Origin of the sequence: Flavobacterium album (assembly GCF_003096035.1) — a bacterium.
GTDB classification, from domain to species: Bacteria; Bacteroidota; Bacteroidia; order Flavobacteriales; family Flavobacteriaceae; genus Flavobacterium; species Flavobacterium album.
This window is the reverse complement of the sequence record NZ_CP029186.1, coordinates 2,398,133-2,424,572: the sequence shown is the minus strand read 5'-3', so window position 1 is coordinate 2,424,572 and position 26,440 is coordinate 2,398,133. Positions and strand designations below refer to the sequence as shown.

The window sequence follows — 26,440 nt, the reverse complement described above, 5'->3', positions numbered from 1 at the left end:
ATTAATATTCAAAAATACCGTATTCGCTTTTTATAGTCAGCTTTTTAATATCAGACTGCTCTACTCTTCCCACAATCCGGGCATCGATATTAAACGATTTTGAGATGGTTATGATATCTTCTGCAATACTCTCAGGAACGTAAAGCTCCATCCTGTGGCCGCAATTGAATACCTGGTACATCTCTTTCCAGTCCGTGCCGCTTTGTTCCTGTATCAGCCTAAATAGTGGCGGAACCGGGAACAGGTTGTCTTTTACCACATGCACATTATCTACAAAGTGCAGGACTTTAGTCTGTGCGCCGCCACTGCAATGCACCATCCCGTGGATATCGGCAGGCGTATATTTATCTAAGATCTTTTTGATGATCGGGGCGTATGTCCGCGTAGGCGAAAGCACCAGTTGGCCTGCATCTATGGGGCTGCCTTCCACAGCATCGGTCAGTTTTGTTTTCCCGGAATATACGAGGTCGGCCGGTACTGCCGCATCAAAGCTTTCCGGGTATTTCTGGGCAAGATAGTTGTCGAACACATCATGGCGCGCCGAGGTAAGCCCGTTGCTGCCCATACCGCCATTATAGCTTTTTTCGTAAGAAGCCTGCCCAAAGGAAGCAAGTCCCACAATAACATCGCCGGGGCGGATATTCGCATTGTCGATCACATCGCTGCGTTTCATGCGTGCGGTAACGGTAGAGTCTACGATTATAGTGCGCACAAGGTCGCCTACATCGGCGGTCTCACCCCCAGTGGAATGGATAGTCACACCAAAGCCTTTCAGTTCTTCAATAAGCTCTTCGGTACCGTTGATGATAGCCGAAATCACTTCGCCGGGAACTAAATTCTTATTCCTGCCAATGGTTGACGACAGCATAATATTATCGACAGCGCCTACACAAAGCAGGTCGTCTATGTTCATGATAAGCGCATCCTGTGCAATGCCTTTCCATACCGATATATCACCTGTCTCCTTCCAGTACATATACGCAAGGGACGATTTGGTGCCTGCGCCGTCGGCATGCATGATGAGGCAGTAGTCGTTGTCGCCGATAAGGTAGTCGGGCACGATTTTGCAGAAAGCTTTCGGGAAAAGGCCTTTGTCGATATTCTTTATGGCGTTATGAACGTCTTCCTTGGAAGCCGAAACACCGCGCTGGCTATAGCGTTTGCTGGTATCAGAACTCATGTAGTGTAGTTTGTGTTGTTGGGGCAAAGATAAGGGGAATTATTATTTTTTATTGGGTATTGTTTATTGAATAGAAGGGGGATATTAAAACTAATTCAAATTTTGTACATTTGGGCAAAGAGATTACATTATGGACTTAGAAGCAAGAAAAATAACGTTCGTACAGGAATTTCTCAGGCTCCAAAATGAGGAAATTATAAGCGCGCTTGAAAAATTCATGCATACCAGTAAGGCAGAATTGACAGAGAGAAATATGTCCCCAATGTCATTGGAGCAGCTAAATACAGAAACAGACCAGTCAATTGAAGATGCACAAAGCGGAAGAATTACCAAAGCTTCAGACCTAAGAGATAAAATCAAAAAATGGGGCTAACGGTTTACTGGACACAATTTGCAGAAAATAAACTTGAAGATATCTTCAATTATTATGTATTCAAAGCAAGCATAAGGGTTGCGCCAATCTGGTGGATGGTATAGTTGAAGTTACATTAGACCTTGATAAAAATGCATTATCCGGTCAGATTGAAACAAATTTATCTGATCGGGTTCAGGAGTTTCGTTACCTTTTATATAAAAATTATAAAATTATATATTGGATAGATTCTATTTATAAAATGGTTTTAATTTCAAACGTTTTTGATACCCGTCAAAATCCACAGAAATTGAATCGACGCCTTAGCACATACACTTCCTGATTAATGACTTCACTTATAATGTACTTATAGATAATTTTAAACGCACAATATTCCCCAGCACTCTCATTATCTTTAGTAACCAAACCAATAAATCTGGTATATTGAGTACTGCTTATACTATGGAACTTTACGGTAACTATAATAACAAATGTGTTTACTATAAAATCAGCAAATTACCGCATCAACAAATCAACTTCCTAAGGATTCTCCACGATCAATATCTCTACCCTCCTGTTAGCAGCAGCTTCTTCGGCGCTTTTTTCAGGTATCGGGAACAGGGGCTTTGATACGCCAAAGCCTTCAAAAGTCAGGCGGTTCTTTTCAATGCCATTGGTATTGAGGAATTGCATAATGGCTTTGGCCCTTTTGTTAGACAGGTCCTGGCGGTCGGCTTTCATGCAGCACACATGGCCCTGCAGTTTTATTTTAAGGTAAGGGTTGGCGCGCATAGTCTCCAGCAGCTCAAACATTCGGTACCTCGACTCCCTTACCACGGCAAACGTATTCTCGTAAAAATTCAGATTGTTGATTACGATCACATCGCCCGGCTTACCGTCGCCTACTTTCTTCATAAAGGCCACGTCCAGCTTCAGGGTTTCCTCCTTGCCATCTGGATTATGCACCGTGATCTCCGAAGGATATTCCACAACTTCTTTTACTTTTGGCTTAACCGGTTCTTTGGGTGCTTCGGTAATGCCGAGTATTTCATTTTCTTTGGCAAGGTCTTTTTCCTGAAGGTAATACAACGTCACTTTACGGTTCTCTGCCTTTACGGGCGACATCTTATGGAGCTTGCCGAAACTACGCGTCCTGAAATCCTCACGGGTGTTCACCTTGCCTTTTGTCTGTGCGAACACGGTCAGTACCCTGCGCTGCGCAAGCGAGTCGTTCAGCCCTATGCTTCCATCCTCATCAGTGTAGCCGTTGATCGCAAGTATCTTTGAGCCCTTATTGGCCGCGATCCATTCGGTCAGACGCTGCTGCTGGGCTTTGGTTAGATCATCCTTATTGGTATCGAAATACACGGAGAATTGCTCCTGCGCAGCAAGCGTTAACGGCAAAAGGAAAAGTAGAGCGAATGAGAACAGCTTTTTCATAGATGGTTTTTGTTTATGTAAACGAAAATAGGGAATTATTTATTATGAAATTTAGTAATGAGTATGATATAACCGTTGTCACTTCGAGCGCAGTCGAGAAGCATAACAACAAAATGCCGCATTTCGACCTTCCTTTTACTACAGGCAGGCTGAAAACTTACTTCCCGCTAATTACATCAACACATTTATAATACCGGCGCGTGTACATTTCGGAACCCAGCTCGCTGATTGTAACCGCCATTTCTTTACCTGAGGAGGCATGTATGAATTTAGACTTCATACCATTGGCTTCGCAAATAATACCCACATGGCCAATCGACTTCGTATCGCGGTAGCCGTAGAATACCAATACATCCCCTATTTGGAATTCTTCCGGCTTTAATGTCCTGCCGATATTCGCGAACCCTGATGAACTGCGTGGCAGGTCGATGCCAAAATTATCGAACACGAAATTCACAAAACCGGAACAGTCGAATCCTTTTTTCGGGTCGGAAGACGCATAGCAATAGGACGTGCCCATATATTTTTTAGCGAAAGCAATGATCTCGGCTCGCTTTATCTCTTCGTCCTGGTTTTCGGTATTTTCAACAACCGGGGTTTGGACCACAATAGGTTTGGGCTTTTCTTTAGCACATGCCAAAAACATCAGTGCGAAAAAAGGTATGGCTAATAACTTCATATAAAAGCTTTAAAAGGCAAGTTAATAATTACGTTACAGTCCGGGGAATGCTTTAACGTGAGTTTAATAGGTCGGCTCTAACCCCAAAGGTTTTAAAAACCTTTGGGGTTTATAAATAAATCAAAGCACCCTCCGCATGGTCATACTCTTATTCACAGTCTCAATAAATTCCTTTTTGGGATCGCTGTCTTTGGTGATGCCGCATCCGATGAAGAGCCGTGCTGTATCACCATCGATCTTCATACAACGCAGGTTAACAAAGAGGTCGGTATCGGGAAATCCTGTAGCAAGATCGGTGTTGAGCTCACCCAGGAAACCGGAATAATATTCGCGGTCATAGCCTTCATTTTGTAAAAGGAACTGTTGGGCATCTTTTTTCGGCAACCCGCAAACTGCTGGCGTCGGATGAAGGGCGTTGATGATTTTACCAATATCCCCGCAATTATTCAGCTTACCTAAAATATCTGTCTTAATGTGTACAATATTTCCCGCCCTGAAGGTGTAGGGCCCATTGGTTGAAATATCAGATACAAGGCCTTCGAGTTCGCCCAGTATAAAGTCGGTAACAAATTGCTGCTCCTGCTGCTCCTTGCTTTCCCAAACGACATTCTCTGTCTCCTTATACGTTTGGGTGCCGGCAAGGGCAACTGTACGGATCTCTTTCCCGTCCGATTTGAGCAGCTGTTCCGGTGTTGCACCCATCCACAAACCCGTTTCGGGTGAGTAAAAGCAATACCGGAAAGCGTTAGGATAAGCCGAAAACAGCTTCGTATAAATAGTTATAACATCGTTATTGACGGGAACGGCTTCTGTACGCGAGCATACCAGCTTTTCAAAATCCTCTGTTTTTATAGCCGCTACACTTTTGGCAACAAGCGCTTCAAAGGCAGTTTGTGCTTCTTTATCAATGTAAGGACGCGCAGGCTCCTCTACCGTTTGCCCCTGTACAGAATCAGTAACTATGATCTCAGCCAGGTTTTCGGGAATAAAAATACGTTTACCATCCGCAAAAGGCGCAAATACAAATCCGCTGTTGCTGTAGTCCTCCAGGTAATGCATACCCGGCTTCTTTTGGAAAACACCGGTCACTATAGTCCCGCCCGGCTTGCCATATACTGCGAACGGAATCTTTGCTGCGAGGTGGGAATTTATTTTGGAAAGAAGTGCTGTCAAGTGTAGATTTTTGGATTGTTAGATTTTTAGACTGCCAGCCATGGTGCAAATTTAGGTCGCTATTGGACTGAAAACTGCGACTGAAAACTACTCTTTAGGGGCTCTTTTTGGTAATACCATATTCGTGATCTTACAAAGCGATATCAGCCTGTCCTGTTCATCGGTCACCCTTATTTCCCACAGGTGCAGGCTTCTCCCTTTATGGACGATCCTTGCAGTACCCGTAACAATGCCATCGCGCTTGCTGCGCAGGTGATTGGCTGATATCTCGATACCGCGTACCTCCTGCAATTCAGGGTTGACAAAAAGGAGCGATGCCGCACTGCCTACGCTTTCTGCCAATGCTACCGTGGCGCCGCCGTGCAGCAGGCCCATCGGTTGGTGTACACGGGAATTCACCGGCATTTTGGCTTCGAGGAAACCTTCGCCGGCATCGGTATACACAATTTCCAGGGTTTCCATGAGGGTATTCTTAGCGAAGTCGTTGCACATTTTCAGCGCCTTTTCTTTATCGAAGGACATAGTGTTGATTTTGGAACCGTAAATATAGTAAAGATGTCCGAAGTATTGAAGATTATGTCCGAAGTCGGAAGTCCGATGTGACGTAAAGGCATCCGACTTCCGACCTCAGACTTCCGACAACCATAAACTAAAATCGTTAATCCTGCGTTAGTACTACATCGTTTTTAAATATTAAACGGAATTAGCTACTTTTACCAAAAATTGTTCCCGCTATGCGCCGAATCTTACTATTACTCTTTATAGGCTTTGCCATCTCGCTAACCTCCTGCCGCAACGACTTCGAGTTCGAGCGCAGCACCGGAAGCCTCGAATTCTCAAAAGATACCGTTTACCTTGACACGGTATTCACCAACATAGGATCGAGCACCTATACCCTGAAAGTATACAACCGAAGCAATAAGGATATCAAGATTCCGAGCATACGTCTTGGCGAAGGCGAAGCTTCAAAATACCGCCTGATGGTCGACGGGATGCCGGGAAAAGTATTCAATGATGTGGAGCTGCTGGCAAAAGACAGTATGTTCGTTTTCATAGAAACGACCATCGACTATAATGAATACGCCAATAATACTACTACTTTTTTATACAACGACAAGATTTTCTTTGATACCGGCGCCAACGAGCAAAAGGTAGAGCTTGTAACGCTGGTGCAGGATGCAATATTTATTAAACCGGACAGGCCGCTGCCTACAGATGCCAAAGAAGTACTCACTATAAATGGCATGGAATCCGATATTTTAGGCCACAAACTGCAGACTCCGGAGGAATTGCACTGGACGAACGCAAAACCTTATGTCGTCTACGGTTACGCACAGGTGCCCAATGGCAGTACGCTGAACATTGATGCAGGTGCAAGGGTACATTTTCATGCCGATTCGGGAATAATAGTAGATAATAACGGTACGCTGAAAATCAACGGCTTGCCTTCAACCGACTCAGAATTACATGAAAATGAGGTGATTTTTCAGGGAGACAGGCTGGAACCTGAATTCGAGGATGCTCCCGGACAATGGGGCGCTGTACTGGTAATGTCGGGCAATGCAAATACGATAAGACACCTTACGCTGAAGAACGCAGCTGTTGGAATACTGGTGCAGCACGTAGATCCTGAAGAAGCTAGTATCGTAAAATTAGATATCACCGACTCACAGATATACAATTGCTCCAATATAGGGCTGCTCGGACGGCGGGCCGTCATAAACGGTGATAACCTTGTTATGAATAATGCAGGCGAATCGTCACTGGCCTGTACTTTTGGCGGCACCTATCGTTTCAGGCACTGTACATTTGCCAATTACTCTAATAATTATAACCAAAGGCCGGTGGTGGTAACCGATTTTTTAAGAACCGAAACTACCGAATACTTATCGGCTGTAGATGCGCGTTTCGACAACTGTATACTGTATGGCTCTTCCAATTATGGTATTTATTTCGAGAAACATAGTGGCGATGACGTAACCTTTAAAACCGTGCTTAACCACTGCCTTATCAAGTTCAGCGATTTCAGCAACCAGTATACGAATAATGCATTTTATAAATTTGATGCCAGTACGGAGGCCGACCCCGTGTTTTATACCCAATGCATACGGGCGAACAATTCGTCGGAGCACAACCCTAAATTCTTTGACCCGAATAAAAATGACCTGCGCATAACAAAAGACGAGGCCAGCCCGAGCGGTGCCGAAAATGCCGCCGACGGTGCGATTGCTGCACAAATACCGTTTGACATAGCCAACCAATCGAGGCTCATTCCCGCCGATATCGGGGCGTATGAAAGCCAGGTTGCCCCAGAAGATTAAACAGTACATTAAACATATTATCCGGTCATGTGCCGGATTTTTTACGTCTTGTTTTTCTGTATAAAATTTCATAATTTTAGCCTTACAAACTTTAAAACCAAACAATTATGAAAAAAGTATTACTATCGATGGCTGTGCTTGCGCTATGCCTTGCTTCTTGTAAAAAAGAAACAAAGACTGAAACTGAAACCGATGTTACTGCTAAAACCGACTCTGTAACCCCTGCTGAGGAAGTGGCTCCTGAAAAGCCAATGGACTCGGTGGCAATGCAGGAAGCCTGGAAAAAATATGCCACACCTGGTAGCGGACAAAAAATGATGGCCGACGAAGTGGGCACATGGAATTGCGAAATGACCTTCTGGATGGAACCGAACGGAAAACCGGAGAAATCTACATCGGTAGCTGAAATAAAGATGGTACTGGGCGGGCGTTATCAGGAAGCCACATACAAAGGCACTATGATGGGGCAGCCTTTTGAGGGAAAATCTACAATGGCCTACAACAATGCAAATAACGAAATTACATCGACTTTTATTGATAATATGGGTACCGGGATGATGGTAAGCACGGGGACCTACGATGAAGCAACAAAAGCTATAAACCTCAGGGGCGAAATGGTTGACTGCACTACCGGCAAAAAAAGGCCTTACAGGGAAGCCTACACCATGGTAGATGCCAATACCCGCACTATGGAAATGTTCGACACCAAAGATGGAAAAGAATATAAGAGCATGGAAATAGTAATGAAGCGGAAATAAATACCTGCTCAAATACACATTAAATCCGGCTATATGCCGGATTTTTTTATGGGCTTTACACCTATTACTATTCAATGCAAAAAAAATTAGGTATTTATTTTAAATATATTGATATATCAATTATATTTGCATCAAATAAATAAGATGGAGAATCTAAACAGTATTATCTTCTACACCATAGATAAGTCGATTAAAAGCTACAGGCAGTTTGCCCAAAAGCGGCTGAAAGAAGCAGGATTTACTATAACCATAGACCAATGGCTGGTGCTAAAGGCTATCGAACAGGACAGCTTAGCATCACAACAGCAGATAGCAGCAGCGGTATTTAAAGACGTGGCATCCATAACCCGGATGATAGAGCTGTTGGTGCAAAAAGGCTACCTGTCGCGCGAATTACATTCGGCAGACAGGAGGCGCTTTAAGATAACACTCACTGAAAAAGGAGAAGATGTCATTGAAAAAATGCAGCCATATGTGAACGCCAACAGAAAGCAGGCCTTGCAGGGCATCAGTGAGGGCGATATTAAAATAGTCCAGGAAGTGCTTTCGAAAATAACAGAAAATGTAACATAGTCAATTATCAATCAAATTATATCAATCATCAATCAAAAAACGGACAATCATGAAAAAACAATTTTTACTGGCATCGGCGGTAGTCATGCTGACACTACTTATTACCCAGAAAGTACATTCCCAAAGAACGAAAACCCTTGATAAGGCCACTACGAATGCAGTTATCAATTCGCTTATAAAGCAGCTTAATGACACCTACATTTTTCCGGAAGTAGCCAAAACAGCCGAAATAAAGATACGTGAATACCAGAAAAAAGGTGCGTATTCGAAGATCAGCGATCCGAAAGAACTTGCAGAAACACTTAAAAATCAGCTGAGGGAAATCGTAAAAGACAAGCATCTCGGCGTTTGGTACAATCCGGACATGCCGTCGGGACCGCAGGATGAAGCCGCTGAGAAAGCACGGGAAGAACAATTCATGAGGCGTATGGGGCGTGTCAACCTCGGCTTCCCGAAATTGGACATACTGGAAGGCAATGTAGGCTACCTGAAAATTGACGGTTTTGGCCCGGTGGACAAAGTCGGCGAAACCGTAACAGGCGCCATGATGTACCTCGCCAATACCGAGGCGCTCATCATAGACCTGCGCGAGAACCATGGCGGGGAGCCGGAACTGGTACAGTATGTGGCAAGTTATTTCTTTGGCGATGCGCCGGTGCATATTAATGACCTGTATTACCGCAAAGGCAACGAAACAACCGAATACTGGACCATTCCTGTGAAAGGCAAAAAATACATCAACAAGCCGGTATACGTGCTTACCTCATCCCAAACATTCTCGGGTGGCGAAGAGCTTGCCTACGACCTGCAAACGCAAAACCGCGCAACCCTTGTAGGCGAAACAACAGGTGGCGGGGCCAACCCGGGCGGCACTGTAGACCTGGGTAACGGGTTCTATGCCTTTATCCCCGATGGGCGTGCCATCAACCCTATTACGAAAACCAATTGGGAGGGCACCGGAGTAAAACCGGAGGTAGCGGTACCTGCTGCCGATGCCCTGAAAAAAGCGCACGTCATGGCTCTGGAAAAATTATTGGAAACTGCCCTTGATGAGGAGAGCAAGAGTTATTATCAAAGCAATATGGAAACAGTAGCGAAAAAATAGGTTAGGTTTATATATTGAGGAACGTCGTGGGTGCAGTCCTGCGGCGTTTTTTTTGTTGTTGGCAGCACACAGATCCGAATGTAATCTGCCGGGGATCCCAACTTTTTTATCTTAATACTAAGATAAATAACAAATTAACGATCGGATATAAATCACTGTAAACTGGTAAACCATAATTCAGGATTTAAACAATGACCGTTATCTTTTTATCTCGAAAAGCCTTATCCTCTCTATGACGACCATCATGTTTTAACTTTTTTTCCGTCCCTACTTTTGAGGTGTTAATTAAAACAAATACACCATGAAAAAATCAGTTTTTATAGCACTGTCACTGTCATTGCTTTGTGCAGGTTTTGCAAACGCCCAGGAAGAAACTACAAATAATTTTAAAAAATGGATGGTACGCGTCCGTGGAGTAGCAGTAGTACCCTCTGAATGCGCAGATATCGGGATCATCGGTGGGGATGCGAGCATTTCGAATACCGTTATACCCGAGCTTGACTTCACTTATTTCTTTACTAAAAATATTGCAGCCGAACTTATCCTCGGCACCAGCAAACATGATGTGCACACTACCGGATCTGATATTTCAGCTATAGGCGGGCCTACACATACCGACGTTAATCTGGGAAGCGTTTACCTCCTGCCTCCTACCCTTACACTGCAATACCACTTTATGCCCGAAAAATGCTTTAAGCCCTATGTAGGCGTTGGTATTAACTACACCATATTTTACAGTATTGACCAGGGCAATACAGTAAAAGATGTAAAATACGATAATGCGTTCGGCCTTGCGCTACAGGCTGGGCTCGACTATAAGATAACTGACAAATTCTTCATCAACGTCGACCTGAAAAAGATCTTCCTCAAAACGGATATAACGGTGGATGCTTCCAACCTTTCACCGGGCCTTAAGATTCCCGCAAGCGTAAACATAGACCCGTGGCTACTCGGTGTTGGCGTGGGAATGAAATTTTAATTGATTGAAGGTTGTTTTTTGGAAGGGCGGTCCGGAGGGACGGCCCTTTTTATATATTTGTTGTATGCTTATAAAATTTGAAGAACAGGTAATCGATAATTTCTTAATTCCGGCATTCACATTATCAGTGGGTGAGATCGTGGTTATACATCTTCCTAATATTGAAGCTTCTTACAATATCGAAATGAAAATGAATGACTTATTTTCAGGGAAAATCCGAAATGATAAAGTAATAGTGGCTTCTCCTTTAACTTATATACCGCATATTAAATTCAATCGTTTTGGCATTGGTATTTCCAATGACGGTAGGAAAATGGATAAATAAATATGCTGATAAATCAAATCCCATTTATAAAAAAATATATGAAAATAATGACTGGTTAACCTTAAAAACAAATATAGATAGCCTTGCCGGAAACCGGAGAAGACTTTTGTCCGTTTGTTGTACTCTTTCCAAAACCAATACTTTTATTTTTGATCTTGTTGGGGTAGATCCTGTCGGGGGTAGACAAATCTATGACCTTGTTAATGCTGAGGTAAAAAAAGGAGGTGCCGCAATTCTTTATAACATTTGTGACGAATTCAGGGATAAATGCAGCGCATATATAGAAGCGAAGCTTATCGATGATAATGGCAATATAATTCCTGTTGAACCTTACAAGCCAAATATAAATTTTAAAAAATTTACGAGTCAGCAACCACCCCAGTGAAGCTCGCGTGAGGGACAGCAGCGGCATCCCCGACGCAGGAGGGATACAGCGCATGGCCCGACGGCGTAGCTTGCGGAGCCGGCACGCCCAGAAAACAGTTTTAAGTTTTCAGGTAGCGATGAAAAAAATCCGCACCCGCCCGCCCCAATCTGTGTCATCAGCGTTCCTTTTCCTATTTCATTGACACAAGAGATTTCTCCACTCCGCAAGCTGCGGTCGAAATGACACAGAACCACGTAATTCACGTTCCAATAAAAATTGTGGAAATTAGTGTAATTCGTGGCTAAATAATATCTTGTCACTTTGGTAACAATTGCCTAATTTTGCACCTCACAACTACAACACGACAACACAATGATCCATTTCTTCGGAAACCAGACGAACACGGTTTTTGCGGTACAGGCGCAAGGCGAACTTTCGGCAGAAGACACCTCAAAATTAAACTGGCTTTTTGGCAACGCACATAAAATAGAAAAATCCGCTCTGACGGATTTTTTTGTTGGGCCCCGTGCCACAATGATCACGCCATGGAGCACCAACGCGGTGGAAATCACCCAGAATATGGGCATACAGGGTATCATCCGCATTGAGGAATTTGAAAAGGTGCAGGAAGCTGAAGCAAAGTTCGACCCGATGCTTTCGCAGAAGTACAACGGGCTTACCCAGGATATTTTTAACATCAACATAAAGCCGGAGCCGATACTGGAAGTGACAGACATTGCCGCCTACAACGAAAAAGAAGGACTGGCCTTAAACGCTGAAGAGGTGGACTACCTGCGCAACCTGGCCGTAAAGCTGGGACGTAACCTGACGGACTCGGAAGTATTCGGATTTAGCCAGGTGAACAGTGAGCACTGCCGCCACAAGATATTCAACGGCACGTTTGTGATAGACGGTGAGGAGAAGCCGTCGTCGCTTTTCAAAATGATTAAGAAAACGTCGCAGGAAAACCGGAATGACATCGTTTCGGCCTACAAGGACAATGTGGCGTTCATCAAAGGGCCGCGCGTGGAGCAGTTCGCCCCAAAAAGCGCTGACAAGCCTGATTTTTACGAAATAAAAGAATTCGATTCGGTGATATCCATTAAAGCCGAAACGCATAACTTCCCAACCACGGTAGAGCCTTTCAACGGCGCTGCAACAGGTTCCGGTGGCGAAATACGCGACAGGCTGGCGGGCGGACAGGGTTCGCTGCCACTGGCGGGTACAGCCGTATACATGACCTCCTACTCACGCCTTGAAGAGAACCGCCCATGGGAAAACGGAATGGATGAGCGCAAGTGGCTCTACCAGAAACCAATGGACATCCTGATAAAAGCTTCTAACGGTGCATCTGATTTTGGAAACAAATTCGGGCAGCCGCTAATCACGGGTTCAGTCCTTACTTTTGAGCATGAAGAGGATGCACGTAAACTGGGCTTCGATAAGGTTATCATGCTGGCAGGCGGTATCGGTTACGGAAAAGAAAGCCAAAGCAAAAAGCAAAAGCCGGAAACCGGCGACAAAATAGTGATACTGGGCGGTGAGAACTACCGTATCGGGATGGGTGGCGCTGCGGTTTCGTCGGCTGATACGGGTGAGTTCAGCAGCGGTATCGAGCTGAATGCCATTCAGCGTTCCAACCCCGAAATGCAGAAACGCGCTGCCAATGCCGTTCGCGGACTGGTGGAGAGCGACAACAACCCAATCGTTTCCATTCATGACCACGGCGCTGGCGGACACCTGAACTGCCTGAGCGAACTGGTGGAGGAAACAGGCGGGAAAATAGACCTTGACAAGCTGCCGGTGGGCGATCCTACCCTTTCGGCAAAAGAGATAATAGGCAACGAATCGCAGGAGCGCATGGGGCTTGTGATCGGCCAGAAGGACATTGACACCCTGAAACGCATTGCCGACCGCGAGCGTTCGCCGATGTATGAAGTGGGCGACGTGACCGGCGACCACAGGTTTACATTTGAGTCGGCTACCACCGGTGCTAAGCCGATGGACTTTGCATTGGAAGACATGTTTGGCAGTTCGCCAAAAACGATAATGAGCGATAAAACGGTTACTGCCAACTACAGCGCACCAGACTATTCGCAGGAAAAGATACACGACTACCTCGACCAGGTGCTGCAATTGGAAGCCGTAGCCTGCAAGGACTGGCTGACCAACAAGGTTGACCGCTGTGTGGGCGGGAAAGTCGCCAAGCAGCAATGTGCCGGGCCGCTTCAGCTTCCGCTGAACAACGTAGGCGTTATGGCGCTGGATTATGCCGGTAAAGAAGGCATTGCAACGACCATAGGCCACTCCCCTGTTGCAGCGTTGGTCGACCCGGTTGCAGGAAGCCGCACTGCCATTGCAGAAGCGTTGAGCAACATCATCTGGGCACCTATGAAAGACGGCCTGAAGAGCGTATCGCTTTCGGCTAACTGGATGTGGGCGTGCAAGAATGAAGGCGAAGATGCAAGGCTGTACGAAGCTGTGCAGGGCTGTTCGGAGTTTGCAATTGAACTGGGCATCAACATACCGACAGGTAAGGATTCCCTTTCGATGAAGCAGAAATACCCGAATGGCGATGTGATCGCGCCGGGAACGGTGATCATATCGGCGGCGGGCAACTGCAACGACATCACCAAAGTAGTAGAACCGATACTGAAGCGCAATGGCGGGAACATCTACCACATCAACCTTTCGGGGGATGCGTACAAGCTGGGCGGTTCGTCGTTCAACCAGATATTGAACAAGGTAGGTAATGAAGTACCGACTATTACAGATGCAGCTTCATTTAAGAATACATTCAACGTAATACAGGACTTAATAAAAAGAGGAAAGATAGCGGCGGGCCACGATATTGGCAGCGGCGGCTTGATCACTACCCTGCTTGAAATGAGCTTTGCGGAAGTGAACCTCGGCGCGGAATACGACCTTACCAAATTGGACGAGGCCGATACCGTAAAAGCCCTTTTTGCTGAGAACATCGCCATCGTGATACAGGCTGATGCTTCTGTTGAGGCAGAGCTGGCTGCAAAAGGTGTGGCATTCACCAAAATAGGCCAGCCGAAAGAAGGTAACACCATTACCGTGAAAAACGGGGGTGCAACACTTGAATTTGACATCATAAAAACACGCGACACCTGGTTTAAGACCTCCTACCTGCTTGACCAAAAGCAAAGCGGAAAGCAAAAGGCCATGGAGCGTTACAACAATTATAAGAACCAGCCTTTACAATATACTTTCCCAGCGCATTTCACAGGCAAGAAAGTTGCTATCGATGCATCGAAACCAAGGCCTAAAGCCGCGATCATCCGTGAGAAGGGTTCGAACTCGGAGCGGGAAATGGCTAATGCCATGTACCTTGCCGGATTTGACGTGAAGGACGTACACATGACCGACCTCATCTCAGGCCGCGAGACACTGGAGGATATCCAGTTCATAGGCGCGGTGGGCGGTTTCTCCAACTCGGATGTACTGGGTTCGGCGAAAGGATGGGCAGGTGCGTTCCTTTATAATGAAAAAGCAAAGACAGCACTGGAGAATTTCTTTAAGCGTGAGGATACGCTTTCTGTCGGGATCTGTAACGGGTGCCAGCTGTTCATAGAACTTGGCCTCATCAACCCTGACCATGAGCAGAAGCCCCGCATGCTGCATAATGACAGCCGCAAGCACGAAAGCGGCTTCACTTCGGTAAAAGTGCAGGAGAACAACTCGGTGATGCTGTCAACCCTTGCAGGAAGTACGCTGGGCGTATGGATCTCGCACGGTGAAGGGAAATTCGACCTGCCTTATGAGGAAAGCCGGTACGACGTGGTCGCCAAATATGCCTACAACGGCTACCCGGCCAATCCGAACGGCTCGCACTTCGATATTGCCATGATGGCCAGCAACGACGGCCGCCACCTTGTAATGATGCCGCACATTGAGCGCTCGATGTTCCAATGGAACTGGGCCTACTACCCGGAATGCAGAAATGATGAAGTGAGTCCGTGGCACGAGGCATTCGTTAACGCACGCTTATGGATTGAAAACAGATAATTTAGCTATTAGACTGCTGGATTTTTAGATAGTATAGACAAAGCATAGACGCTCTCAGAAATGGGGGCGTTTTTTGTTATCTTAGTAATTAGATTTACATATTATAATATAATGATTAAGATAGTTTTTAACCTCGTAGAGTTCTTACCTGAAGAAACACCAACTGATAATTGTATATGGTGTAATAAACCAAATAAGAAAAATGCTGCGCACATTATTTCAAAACAACTTTTGAAATCCAATCTAAAAAGTAATATCCTGAAACATAGTGTCTGCACTTATTGCAATTCAGTGTTTGGTAAACATATTGAGGATTGGTTTTTGAAATATTCACCAATCGCCACTTTTAAAGATATTGTCTATTCGAAAAGAAAATTAAATCATTTAAAATACATTCCTAATTTTATTTGGTTAGATTCAATTTCAGAGTGGGTTGTTATCGATCATAGTAATATTGAAAATGTAATTAACCCCCAACTACTTTTAAGTTCGGAAAATACACTTGCATTATTTTTGACGTACCATTCGGAAGAACAATATATAGCCGAAGGCATTACATATAGTGAAATATTTAAATTTTCTTTTAAAAATAAGGACTACACTAGATACATTAACAAGAAATTACCGAAAAATTTTAGTCCTCGCTTTTTTATATATAAAAACAAAGTTATTGTCATAGCTAATAATGAACGTGATTTGGATAGGATTATTAATAAATATACTAGTTCAATAAATAAAAAATCAAAAACTGAAATAAGTTCTATTGAAGAACTTATTACTAGCGACTACCTCGTTCATTATCAATGGTCATTCTCGAAATATTTAAAGTGGGCCTCTAAGATTTCGTTCGAATTTCTATCGTTAATTGAATCTCCTTTATTTGTATCTGCTTCAGCATTTTCAGATTTCCGCAAACATATGGTAAATCCATATAGTTATAAAAATGATGATAAGCATACGGTTCCTTATATTTTAGGAAAGGGTTATGAAGTTAATCGCCTCTCGCCCGCTGGTTGGGTAGGAATGTTTTTAAAAATAGAAAAGAAAATTCTGCTTCCTTACTTCAATTCGATAAATAAAAACTGTCACAAAATATTTATTTATGAATTAGATGGATTACTACTCAGTACGGTTCAAATATTCAACATAGAGCCATGCCAAATTATTTTAGCTAAAGGCGTTCAACTTGAAAAGATTTACTACATAGAATATGATTATGATAATGATAGCCTAAAATTTTATTACACTGAACGAAAATTATTTAATAGTGCGAGTAATTTGCTCGACTTCTCTAGAATTGATGACGTTTTTCAAATTCCATCGTCAACCCAAGCCATCGTAGCAATGGATGAAAATATGAGAAAGTTATTTTTATAATTAATTTCTATTTAAGGCACGCGCCAAAGGCAATACGCCACCGATAACGCTACGTGCAGCTCAAATCCCCCAACCACACTCCCACCCTTCCCCTTTAGCCCTGATTGCAGCGGCATCCCGCGCTTTTTTCGGCGCGGATAGAGAGGAAAGCAGGAATGACGACCGCTGAAAAAGCCCAGGCCATTCGCTACTATATTTACCGCAACACCCTTTTGCAATCATTCATCCAAAATAGTATCAGGAAAATGATGGCCGGGATGATAAATATAGAAGAAATGATCCATACCAATATGCGGTCGCTGTCAGTAACATCATCCAGGTAAACCGATGTAGCCCAAAAGCACGTCAGCAGGTAGATGGCCTGGCCTGCGGTGTATACATACAGCCCTTTCAGCTGTTTTTGGAACATCATTATGGCGCCAATGGTTGTAACAACGGCGGTAATGGCATAAATCCACCCCCGGATATATTCGTTATTATTATCGGCATCGGCTACTATTTCATACAACATGCCGCGGAACATCTGGAATACCGACCCGACAACCGTCAGGATGCACAGCACTATTAACAGTGTGCTGCCTTCTTTTTCCCTGCTGCCGAAACGCTGATCGGTGCCGCAGACAGGGCAGAAATTGGCGCCGGGTTCTAACGGCGTATTACATCGTATACATTTTTCCATAATCAATTTATGACAGTACTCTTTTGTTTACAGGCAACCAGTACATTATTAGGAAGGCAACAGGGAAAATAAGGGCTACAAGGCTCATTGCCATTTGAAATGTAGTGGTAACTCCCAAAGTGCCCGAAATTGTGAATGCCGACCATATCCCTACTACTATTGACATTGCAGCGCCAACCGTATAAAGGTACAGCCCTGAAAGCTTTTTCTGGAGCATGAATATAGCCCCGGCAAGTTTGGTAATTGCTATGACAAGGCTTGTCCCTAACATCATGAGTACTGATTTCTCCTCATAGAAGGATGGACGGAGCATGCTCATAGGTATCGAAATAAGGCTAAAACATGCGCCTACGATAGTAAGGATACACAGCACTTTCAGGAAGGTGTCATCCTGTTTCTGTTGTGGCAGCTGTGCTTTAAAGTCGATATGCTGGTCTGTGCCGCAGGAGGTACAATAAAGCGAGTCATCCGGAAGCGCCATGCCGCACCTGATACATTTTTTCATAATCAATTTTTTTGGCTATTGTAAATATAGGAATAATGCGGAATATTGGCACCCCGGCACTTCTTTTTCGGAAAGATTGCCGAACTTTGCTTTTTAAAGCTATGGTTTATAAATTCCTGCTCATCATCTGCATCATCTTCCTGCTTACCCTGCTGCTGTCGGTAAAACACAGCCGAAGGCGGTTGTGGCAACAGGACAAAACGCGCAACAGCCGCATGTATACTTTGCGGGCCGTTCTCCTGATCATAGTACTGATATTATTCCTGTTTTTTTCGCTGGTGCGCTGATTATACAAAAGGCGTAACTTGCGTATCAACTACCCTTATAAAATAAAAAACACCTGCGATCTGCAGGTGTTTCCAGTATTGTTCCGGTTGGTACTATTGCTTCACGAATTTTGCGGAAGCTCCGTTATCATCAAACCTTAAGATGTAAACACCGCCTTGCAGGTTTTCTATATTAAGGGATGTGGCTTTGCTTTTTATTACAGCGCGCCCGTTAACGTCAAATATTGTGTAAGCATTTGCACCAGCGTCAGCTGTTGCAATGTTAAGGACGTTACCTGCAGGGTTCGGGTACAGGTTTATCGCATTCTTAGCGAACTCATCTGTACCGGATGTAGCCGCTGTACCTAAATAACGTGCCACGGCAAAATCATTGCCTGTATAACCCACAGCTACGATCTTATTGTCCGGCTGGATAGCCGCATCGAAAGCCTCGCTTACCGCATTGCTTCCAAAGGCAGTCGTAACTTTTCCGTCAGTATCAAATGTGGTATCAATAGTGTAATTTGAGTTAACGCGCGAAATGGCAAAGGTTTTGGCAGCTGCTGTCCCATTCGATCCCGTCATTACGAATTTGCCGTCGTTATCAAGTTCAACATCATAAGCAATAGCATCGTTAAGGCTCGCGTAAGGGATATTTGACTGGCTGCTTGTACCCGCTGCAACACCGGCAGGTGTTATTTCAAAAAGTGTAGCCGAATAATTAAGGTCGGTAACATAACCGCCCCCCGCTACAACCATGCTGTTATCATCTTTAAGCAATAGCCCGTATGCCCTGTCGTGCCCGTTGAAAGTACCGTTAAGCACATTCACACCATCACCTGAGAAGCCGGTATCCATTGTCCCGTTGCTGTTGATCCTGCAAAGCCAGTAATCGCTATCCCATGGAAGGCTCGGGAAATCTTCCCATCCCACTGCTGATATTTTGCCGTTCGCCTGTACCACAAGGTCTTCTACAGTCATTTGGTACTGCTGGTCATTAGTGCTAAGCCATAGTGTCTTGATACCCGTTGTATTGAAGTTGGTATCCAATGCGCCCGCAGCAGTATACCGTGCAATAACGGGCTTGGCTTTTGTAGAGCTAACTGCTGCATTTCCGCCTACCACAAGGTTGCCTGTAGCAAGGTGCACCTTTATTACTTTAATTTCGCTGGCAAGCGTACCTTCAAATGATGTGTACACTTTTCCGCCTGTACCAAAATCCGTATCAAGTGCGCCCATGGCCGTGTAACGAACTATCGCTGCTTTCTTTTGGCTACCATCGTCGCTATAACCTGCAAGCACTATTTTACCATCGGCAAGAAGCGCCATGCTGTAGGCCACATCGTCGCTGCCGCCCTGAAGGTCTGAGGTAACGATACCGTTGGTTCCGAATGCAGTGTCAAGAGTACCGTCTGCATTATAACGCACAATAGCAAAGTCTTTACCCGTAGCACCACTGGTCGTTACACCAGCAACGAGTATCTTGCCGTCAGCCTGTATAGCAGTGGCATACGCTTTGTCGGCGCCGGAATTTATAGAGGTCACCACCTTTCCGCCCGTACCGAAAGAAGCATCCAGTGAACCTGCACTTTGTGAAAAAGCAAAGAACGAAGAGAGCATAAAGCCCGTAAGTAAGATTTTTTTCATTTTTTTTTAAAAATTGTGAATTTTTGGTTATCTGGTCGCGAACATAGCGAATTTTATAACAAAACAATGTAACTATACTACCGTTTTTTTACATAATTTGACATTAAAATATTTATAAAACGCAACGTACTCATTTACTGAAAACTAATTATCCTAAACAATCCGGCAGTGCAATAATGAAGGCGGAAAATGCGTTGAATAGTAAACCAATAGCATGGCATTCAATTACCTTAGGACAGTTTTAGCCGCACTTGCCTTGCTGGCATCTTTTGGCTGCAAAAAGAATATTTCTTCCGAAAGCCCGATAATGGCGGCCAGGCAGGGAAAAACAGTTGAAAAAACTGCCGCCCCGTATGACACAGGAACAAAGACCATACACATTTTTGTGGCATTGTGCGACAACAAATACCAGGGTATCGTGCCGGTACCGGCAGGCATAGGCAATGGACAGGACCCGAATAACAACCTGTACTGGGGATGCGGCTACGGCATCCGTACCTATTTCAAAAAAAGCAAAGATTGGAAATTCCTTAAATCCACTAAGCCTGGCGGGCATATACTGGAACGATTGGTATTTAAGCATGCAACAAAGCCCAACCAATATTTAGTTGCCGATGCGTATGACGGGCAGTTCATTAAAGAATGTATCACTGATTTCCTCAACAGCAGTGCCGGAAACAGGAATGAGACGCTGGATATAAACGGGACTGTTATCGGTATCGGCGGGAATGCGCAGCTCCTCTCCTATATCGGCCACGACGGGTTGATGGATTTTGAGCTGGACGATACTTTTAAGAATACCGATGGTAAAAAACGGGATGTAATTATTTTAGCCTGTTTCAGTAAAAGCTATTTCGGCCCGCACCTTGAAGAGGCCAATGTGAATCCTGTTGTATGGTCGTCGCACCTGATGGCGCCGGAAGCTTACATTGTACACGATGCAATTACGGGTTACTTAGAAGGAGAAACCAATGAGCAGGTGCGCACAAGGGCAGCCAAAGCGTACAATAAGTACCAGAAGTGCGGCGAAAAGGCGGCGCGGAAGCTGTTGATTACGGGATGGTAAAGTTTTGGGTTGCGGGGTACGGGTTGCGGGTTGGCCATGATTGAAACATCTATTTATAAATGAATTAATTGTTTTAAATTTGGCTTATCATTATAGTTTTACATGAATAATCCCAGCAATACTACCCCTTCAGAAGAACTCTACCAGATACCGGCCTGCTACCGGAAAACAGAAAACCTGCACATTGTTTTCTGGCTGATAAAAGACCTCTGCTGGGTAATGCTCTGGAAGCCACTGGGCTGATCATGATCGTGCCGACTGCAGGGGCAGCACTGCTTATCACGTGGCAGACCCGGCATATAAAAAGCGAGCTGTTGCATAATATAGCCGTAGTGTTCTGGATATGTGCTAATGCTTACTGGATGCTGACGGAGTTTTATTCTAAAGACGACAGCCTGCGGTATTATGCTGTAATCCCTTTTTCACTTGGACTAATTGTCATTGCTTATTATTATATCGGAAATTTCGAGAAGAAATATTTTAAATCGAAAAATAGCACTTTATAAAAAACGCCCCTGTCACGGGGCGTTCATTATTTTTTCTCTTCTGCTTTCTGCTTCCTTGTTTTATAATTAAGGAGGTATTTCCCTTTCGATTTTTCTGCATTGAAAACGCACAGGTCCGCAAACCAGCGGGCTTCTTCACGCGCCTGCTCATTCGGCACCCCTTCATATTCTATTTTGTAAATAGCCCCGAAAAGCGGCGCCCTGCCTTCACCGTGGTAGCAATGCACCAGCACCGGATAGTTATCCGGATTGTCCATCACGGCAAAATATTTATCCAGCACAGCCTGGTCCGGTATCTGCTCAGAACCCACATCAAAGTAATTGGTGCCCGGAACGCTTTCTACGGCTTTTTTCTCAGCAGCAAGCTCGGGCGTTTTCTCCGGATTGTTCACCAGGTCGTTGGTGCCCGGCCTGCGCAGGTCTACAACACTTTTGATCTTGTATTTCTTTATATAATCCGGCAGCTGGTCCGGGGGTATGGTTCCGGAGCGGTACACCTTTCCTTCTACCACGGGCTCAAAATTATGGTCGATGTTCACATCATATACATATTTACCCACTCCTATCAGGATAATTACGCCAAGTACGATCAGAATTTTCTTTTTCATTTTTTATAGTATAATTTTTTATCTATGATCCTCTCGAAATAATCCTGCAGGAATGCCTTGCAGGCTATCTCGGTTTCTTCCATTTCCTTATTCTTCTTGTCGATAAGATTATGTTCCAGCCCTTTGTCATTAATATCATAAAAGCCAACCACATTCTTCCCGTCAAAGGTACAAATGTATTTGCCCCGCTGCAGCATATATAGGTTCCCGTTATAGCTTATCGCAAAAGGCTGCACCTGCTTATCACCCACCAGGCTCCTGCCCCAGCTCATGAAAGGCTTATCGTAGCCCACAAGGTCCAGTATCGTAGGATAAATATCGATCTGCTGGCATATCTGGCTGTCTACACCCTTCAGGCTTTCATCCGGCCTGAATATCAAGATCGGCGTTGCAGACCGGTTGAGCACTTTGCGGTATTCGTCATATGCGATCTGGTTGCCATGGTCGGCCGTTATAACAAAAATAGTGTTTTTATACCATGGTGATTTCTTGGCCGCTTCAAAGAATTTTTTGAATGCATAATCGGTATACCCTACTGCCTGGTGCATCGGCACAGTGCCTTTCGGGAAGTTGCCGGCATATTTTTCCGGCACCACATACGGCTCGTGCGAGGATACTGTAAAAATCGTGCCAAAGAAAGGCTGTTTCTTCTGGTCGAGGGTATTCTTCATGAATTGCATGAAAGGCTCATCCCAGATTCCCCATGACCCATCGAAGTCGGCATCATTGTTATATTCCGTTTTTCCGTAATAATGGTCGTAGCCAAGGATATTGCCAAAACCAAGGAAGCCCATGGAACCATTTGGCGCCCCATGGAAAAACGAGGTGTCGTACCCCATGCTCTTAAGGGTAGATACCAGCGACTCTATTTTTTGCTTAGGGTATGGCGATGAGGTAAAGGCGTCCTTGAATGAAGGAATCCCTGCCAAAATAGACGACATCCCGTGTATCGACTTACTGCCATTGGCATAGCTGTTATCAAAAATAAGGCTGTGCTGCGAGAGCGAGTCCAGAAACGGCGTATAGCTCACAAACCCGGGTATATTGCGGCTGCGGTTCATGCAGCCCCAATATTCGCGGCCCATACTTTCGGTAATGATAAGCACGATATTAGGTGTTGTCTTCGGGTTATTGTTGTAGAGTTTTATCGGGTGGAAATCCTCGGTTATCACCTTCTCATCCACAGCAAAATCCACTTTCTTAAAGCTCGTTACGTTAAATGTCCTGATAATGGAGAATGGCGTATTGAGCACGATATCGGCATGCTCAGGCTTTGTAACATGGCGGTTGGCATCGATAATATTGATAGGCCTTGTACTCTTCTTAAAATCGCCGCGGATGCCCCCTACGATCATTGTCCCGATAAAAAGGAAAGCTACTGTAGAAAAAGCAAAGTACTTCAGCTTGCTGTCAGGGCTGGGCGTTGGCTGCACCTTAACCTTCTTATACAGCCATACCCAAAGAAAAGCGGTAATGAAGAACAACAGGAACACATGCCAGTAACTAACCATAAACCGCAGCAGCATGCTTCCCTGGTCTTCGTTCTTTATTACGTCAATTACCGCAACAGTGGTACGCGCGTAGATGTATTTGTAGTAAATGAAATCCCCGAAATTGGTCGCGTATGAAATAAGATTGGTTATAAAATACAGCCACATCAGAAACTTTTGGTAGCCTTTCCTTGTGTTTACCGTGAACGGGAGTATAGAGAAAAGTATGAACAGGAGATTGGTATACAGTATGGCCGTGGTATCAAACGCGATCCCGTGGTAGTACAGCCTTAAATATTCTCCGACTGAATCAACCTTCAGCAGCTTGTAATTATAGGCAAAAAACAGCAGCCTTACGATAAAATAGAAAAAATAGGCTAAAAGAAGCCTGTACAGCAGCGCTTTATATTCCCCGACGCGATAGGTACTATTCATTGAATATGTGTTGTTTAACAGCAATTTAACAAACCGCTAAATTAATGAATTTCAGTTTTAAATTTCAATTATTTGCGATTTTGGATTTCATATATATTTTTTTCATAATTTGCATGGTACAAACATTATCAAAACACATGAATACGATCACCCGGTTATTTGATTTCCCATACTACCAGCTCGAAAAACACCCGCTGTCCGATGCACTGGTAACCAAGTATGGCGAAAAATGGGTAAAGACCTCAACACAGGAATATATTGATAAATCCAATGCCCTTTCGCGGGGATTGCTGCGCATGGGAGTTAAGAAAAACGACAGGATCGCGGTCATTTCGTCCAGCAACCGTACCGAATGGCACATTGTAGACATAGGCGTGCTGCAGACCGGTGCGCAGAATGTACCCGTATATCCTACCATATCCGAAGAGGATTATGAATATATCCTCAACCACTCTGAAGCAATATACTGCATTGTTTCCGACCAGGAACTGTATGATAAAATAATGTCCATACGGGGGAACCTTCCTAAACTAAAGGAGATTTATTCGTTTAATGATATTTCCGGCTGCAAAAGCTGGAATGAGATACTGGAGCTTGGCAAAGACACCTCCAACCAGGGCGAGCTGGACAGTATTAAGGACAGTATAACGGAAAACGAACTTGCTACCGTAATATACACATCGGGCACCACCGGAAGGCCGAAAGGCGTAATGCTTTCACACAAAAATATTGTATCCGATGTGCTTATGAGCGCCGAAAGGGTGCCTTTCGGCGAAGGCCAGACACGTGCCCTGAGCTTCCTGCCTATCTGCCACATTTACGAAAGGATGATACTATATCTTTACCAGTACTATGGTGTTTCGACTTACTTTGCCGAATCTATAGAAAAAGTTAGCGACAACATTAAGGAAACCAAGCCTTTCGTAATTACGGCGGTTCCGCGTTTGCTCGAAAAAGTATACGACAAGATCATTGCCAAAGGCTCTGAGCTGACCGGCATTAAAAGAAAACTGTTCTTTTGGGCCGTTGAAGTCGGCCTGGAATATGAACCTTACGGCGCTAATGGCGTGTGGTACGGCTTCAAACTGTCGATAGCCCGCAAACTTATCTTCTCGAAATGGAAGGAAGGCCTCGGCGGCAACCTGGGACTTATGGTATCGGGAAGCGCAGCCATACAGCCAAGGCTGGCACGGATTTTCGCCGCTGCCGGTATTCCGGTTATGGAGGGTTATGGCCTTACAGAGACCTCTCCTGTTATATCGGTGAACGATGAGCGCAACGGCGGCTTCAGGATTGGCACGGTGGGCAGGCCGCTAAAAGGCGTTGAAGTGAAAATTGCCGAAGATGGCGAGATACTCTGCAAAGGTCCTAACGTGATGATGGGCTACCTGAACGACCAGGAAAAAACCGATGAAGTGCTGAAAGATGGTTACTTCCACACCGGTGACATAGGCATCATAGACAGCGACGGCTTCCTGAAGATAACCGACAGGAAGAAGGAAATGTTTAAGACATCGGGCGGCAAGTACATTGCGCCACAGCTGATTGAGAACGCCATGAAGCAGTCACGCTTTATAGAGCAGATCATGGTGATAGGCGACGGCGAGAAAATGCCGGCAGCCTTCATACAGCCCGATTTTGAGTTCGTAAAGCAATGGGCATCCCGCAAAGGGCTTAACCTTGCCGACAATAAAGCTATAGCCGAAAGCAAAGAGGTGAAAGAGCGCATGCAGGAGGAAGTAGAAAGCGTCAACAAAAGATTCGGGCACTGGGAACAGGTGAAGAAATTTGAGATAACCCCTGATGTGTGGAGCGTAGACGGAGGCGAAATGACCCCTACCCTGAAGCTGAAACGAAAAGCGATAAAAGAGAAATACCAAAAACTGTATGACAAGATATACAGGGAAGGTGAAAAATAATGAATGGGGTTGTCTCAAAAGGACAGCCCCTTTTTTATTAATCAAAATTTCGTTATATTTACCTTTACCCATAAATATCTTATGATCAGCGAAAAAGAAACCAAACAGATAAGCAAGTATCTTAGCTATATATTACGCCATAACCCCGACGCTATTGGTATGACCCTTGATGCAAACGGTTGGGCCGATGTGGCGCTCCTGCTGGAAAAAATGAACAAGAGCGGAACTAAAATAGATGCTGCATTACTTGACCATGTAGTAGCGACAAATAGCAAGAAGCGCTTTGCCTTTAATGAGGCCAAAGACATGATCCGTGCCCGCCAGGGGCATTCGGTGGAAATTGAGCTGGGCTATGAACCATTGACTCCTCCCGAAATTTTGTACCATGGCACAGCTGCCAAAAATATTGATGCGATATTGCAGGAAGGCATCCGTAAGGGCAGCCGCCACCATGTACACCTCAGCCTTGACAAAGATACCGCAGCGAATGTAGGCGGCAGGCACGGCAAACCGGTGATACTCGAAGTCATGGCATTGCAGATGCATAATGACGGCTATGAATTTTTCATTTCGGAGAATGGCGTGTGGCTGACAGATAATGTCCCAGCGGGGTATGTCAGACAAACATCTGCGAGTGAAACCAATAGTAAATAGTACT

The 26,440-nt window shown here is 44.7% G+C and carries 26 protein-coding genes; 16 read left to right on the top strand and 10 right to left on the bottom strand.

Going from position 1 to position 26,440, the window contains the following annotated elements; translation table 11 throughout:
• Position 1: 1 nt before the first annotated feature.
• On the bottom strand, positions 2-1,180 hold the full coding sequence (locus HYN59_RS10820; RefSeq protein WP_108778272.1) for an AIR synthase related protein: 1,179 nt from the start codon (positions 1,178-1,180) through the stop codon (positions 2-4).
• 130 nt (positions 1,181-1,310) lie between these two features.
• Here HYN59_RS10820 and HYN59_RS10815 point away from each other — a divergent pair, with 130 nt between their 5' ends.
• A complete protein-coding gene (locus tag HYN59_RS10815; protein WP_108778271.1) occupies positions 1,311-1,553 on the top strand; it encodes a hypothetical protein in 243 nt (80 codons plus the stop codon).
• A gap of 519 nt (positions 1,554-2,072) precedes the next feature.
• Here HYN59_RS10815 and HYN59_RS10805 read toward each other — a convergent pair.
• From HYN59_RS10805 to HYN59_RS10785, 4 genes are all read right to left on the bottom strand, one after another.
• On the bottom strand, positions 2,073-2,972 hold the full coding sequence (locus HYN59_RS10805) for an OmpA family protein (protein WP_108778270.1): 900 nt from the start codon (positions 2,970-2,972) through the stop codon (positions 2,073-2,075).
• A 157-nt stretch (positions 2,973-3,129) separates the two neighbouring features.
• Positions 3,130-3,651, bottom strand: coding sequence for a C40 family peptidase (locus HYN59_RS10795; protein ID WP_245895540.1), 522 nt, complete (start codon positions 3,649-3,651; stop codon positions 3,130-3,132).
• Between the two features lie 120 nt (positions 3,652-3,771).
• Positions 3,772-4,824 carry an isochorismate synthase gene (locus HYN59_RS10790; RefSeq protein WP_245895537.1) on the bottom strand — a complete coding sequence of 351 codons (1,053 nt, stop codon included), beginning with the start codon at positions 4,822-4,824 and terminating at the stop codon, positions 3,772-3,774.
• A gap of 87 nt (positions 4,825-4,911) precedes the next feature.
• Complete coding sequence (locus HYN59_RS10785) at positions 4,912-5,346, bottom strand: hotdog fold thioesterase (protein ID WP_108778268.1); 435 nt, start codon at positions 5,344-5,346, stop codon at positions 4,912-4,914.
• A gap of 212 nt (positions 5,347-5,558) precedes the next feature.
• On the opposite strand from HYN59_RS10785, the gene HYN59_RS10780 reads away from it, so the two are divergent.
• The 9 genes from HYN59_RS10780 to HYN59_RS10740 all read left to right on the top strand — a co-directional run bounded on the left by HYN59_RS10780 (position 5,559) and on the right by HYN59_RS10740 (position 16,661).
• The gene (locus HYN59_RS10780; RefSeq protein ID WP_108778267.1) at positions 5,559-7,145 is read left to right on the top strand and encodes a hypothetical protein; all 1,587 of its coding nucleotides are present in this window, start codon (positions 5,559-5,561) and stop codon (positions 7,143-7,145) included.
• A 107-nt stretch (positions 7,146-7,252) separates the two neighbouring features.
• On the top strand, positions 7,253-7,903 hold the full coding sequence (locus tag HYN59_RS10775; RefSeq protein WP_108778266.1) for a DUF1579 domain-containing protein: 651 nt from the start codon (positions 7,253-7,255) through the stop codon (positions 7,901-7,903).
• A 144-nt stretch (positions 7,904-8,047) separates the two neighbouring features.
• Positions 8,048-8,476, top strand: coding sequence for a MarR family winged helix-turn-helix transcriptional regulator (locus tag HYN59_RS10770; protein ID WP_108778265.1), 429 nt, complete (start codon positions 8,048-8,050; stop codon positions 8,474-8,476).
• Between the two features lie 49 nt (positions 8,477-8,525).
• The gene (locus HYN59_RS10765) at positions 8,526-9,581 is read left to right on the top strand and encodes a S41 family peptidase (protein ID WP_108778264.1); all 1,056 of its coding nucleotides are present in this window, start codon (positions 8,526-8,528) and stop codon (positions 9,579-9,581) included.
• Between the two features lie 301 nt (positions 9,582-9,882).
• On the top strand, positions 9,883-10,560 hold the full coding sequence (locus tag HYN59_RS10760) for an OmpW/AlkL family protein (protein WP_108778263.1): 678 nt from the start codon (positions 9,883-9,885) through the stop codon (positions 10,558-10,560).
• Positions 10,561-10,624: 64 nt separating this feature from the next.
• On the top strand, positions 10,625-10,885 hold the full coding sequence (locus HYN59_RS18170; RefSeq protein ID WP_108778262.1) for a hypothetical protein: 261 nt from the start codon (positions 10,625-10,627) through the stop codon (positions 10,883-10,885).
• Positions 10,842-11,270 (top strand): hypothetical protein, encoded by a 429-nt coding sequence (locus HYN59_RS10750; RefSeq protein ID WP_146185921.1) that lies wholly within the window; start codon positions 10,842-10,844, stop codon positions 11,268-11,270. The genes HYN59_RS18170 and HYN59_RS10750 overlap by 44 nt, the downstream gene beginning before the upstream one ends.
• 354 nt (positions 11,271-11,624) lie before the next feature.
• A complete protein-coding gene (gene purL / locus HYN59_RS10745) occupies positions 11,625-15,284 on the top strand; it encodes a phosphoribosylformylglycinamidine synthase (RefSeq protein WP_108778260.1) in 3,660 nt (1,219 codons plus the stop codon).
• A 111-nt stretch (positions 15,285-15,395) separates the two neighbouring features.
• A complete protein-coding gene (locus HYN59_RS10740; protein ID WP_146185920.1) occupies positions 15,396-16,661 on the top strand; it encodes an HNH endonuclease in 1,266 nt (421 codons plus the stop codon).
• A gap of 196 nt (positions 16,662-16,857) precedes the next feature.
• On the opposite strand, the gene HYN59_RS10735 is transcribed toward HYN59_RS10740, so the two are convergent.
• Both HYN59_RS10735 and HYN59_RS10730 read right to left on the bottom strand, forming a co-directional pair.
• Positions 16,858-17,340 carry a zinc ribbon domain-containing protein gene (locus tag HYN59_RS10735; RefSeq protein WP_108778258.1) on the bottom strand — a complete coding sequence of 161 codons (483 nt, stop codon included), beginning with the start codon at positions 17,338-17,340 and terminating at the stop codon, positions 16,858-16,860.
• A gap of 7 nt (positions 17,341-17,347) precedes the next feature.
• Positions 17,348-17,845 carry a zinc ribbon domain-containing protein gene (locus HYN59_RS10730; protein ID WP_108778257.1) on the bottom strand — a complete coding sequence of 166 codons (498 nt, stop codon included), beginning with the start codon at positions 17,843-17,845 and terminating at the stop codon, positions 17,348-17,350.
• 101 nt (positions 17,846-17,946) lie between these two features.
• On the opposite strand from HYN59_RS10730, the gene HYN59_RS10725 reads away from it, so the two are divergent.
• Positions 17,947-18,132 carry a hypothetical protein gene (locus HYN59_RS10725; protein ID WP_108778256.1) on the top strand — a complete coding sequence of 62 codons (186 nt, stop codon included), beginning with the start codon at positions 17,947-17,949 and terminating at the stop codon, positions 18,130-18,132.
• Positions 18,133-18,225: 93 nt separating this feature from the next.
• On the opposite strand, the gene HYN59_RS10720 is transcribed toward HYN59_RS10725, so the two are convergent.
• Complete coding sequence (locus HYN59_RS10720; protein ID WP_108778255.1) at positions 18,226-19,758, bottom strand: T9SS type A sorting domain-containing protein; 1,533 nt, start codon at positions 19,756-19,758, stop codon at positions 18,226-18,228.
• A 214-nt stretch (positions 19,759-19,972) separates the two neighbouring features.
• Between HYN59_RS10720 and HYN59_RS10715 the strand changes: the two genes are divergently transcribed.
• The 3 genes from HYN59_RS10715 to HYN59_RS18160 all read left to right on the top strand — a co-directional run bounded on the left by HYN59_RS10715 (position 19,973) and on the right by HYN59_RS18160 (position 21,330).
• Entirely contained in the window at positions 19,973-20,824 is an 852-nt protein-coding gene (locus tag HYN59_RS10715) for a hypothetical protein (protein WP_245895535.1), read from the top strand.
• Positions 20,825-20,926: 102 nt separating this feature from the next.
• Positions 20,927-21,067 (top strand): hypothetical protein, encoded by a 141-nt coding sequence (locus HYN59_RS18165; protein WP_219928772.1) that lies wholly within the window; start codon positions 20,927-20,929, stop codon positions 21,065-21,067.
• Positions 21,068-21,069: 2 nt separating this feature from the next.
• The gene (locus HYN59_RS18160) at positions 21,070-21,330 is read left to right on the top strand and encodes a hypothetical protein (protein ID WP_219928771.1); all 261 of its coding nucleotides are present in this window, start codon (positions 21,070-21,072) and stop codon (positions 21,328-21,330) included.
• A gap of 26 nt (positions 21,331-21,356) precedes the next feature.
• Here HYN59_RS18160 and HYN59_RS10705 read toward each other — a convergent pair whose 3' ends face one another.
• Positions 21,357-21,938, bottom strand: a complete 582-nt coding sequence (locus HYN59_RS10705) for a dual specificity protein phosphatase family protein (protein WP_108778254.1) — start codon at positions 21,936-21,938, stop codon at positions 21,357-21,359.
• Positions 21,935-23,863 carry an LTA synthase family protein gene (locus HYN59_RS10700; protein ID WP_108778253.1) on the bottom strand — a complete coding sequence of 643 codons (1,929 nt, stop codon included), beginning with the start codon at positions 23,861-23,863 and terminating at the stop codon, positions 21,935-21,937. Before HYN59_RS10700 ends, HYN59_RS10705 begins: the two co-directional genes overlap by 4 nt.
• Before the next feature lie 137 nt (positions 23,864-24,000).
• Between HYN59_RS10700 and HYN59_RS10695 the strand changes: the two genes are divergently transcribed.
• On the top strand, positions 24,001-25,782 hold the full coding sequence (locus tag HYN59_RS10695) for an AMP-dependent synthetase/ligase (protein WP_108778252.1): 1,782 nt from the start codon (positions 24,001-24,003) through the stop codon (positions 25,780-25,782).
• 81 nt (positions 25,783-25,863) lie between these two features.
• Positions 25,864-26,436: an RNA 2'-phosphotransferase gene (locus HYN59_RS10690; protein WP_108778251.1), complete on the top strand. Its 573-nt coding sequence runs from the start codon at positions 25,864-25,866 to the stop codon at positions 26,434-26,436.
• The last annotated feature ends 4 nt before the right edge of the window (positions 26,437-26,440 follow it).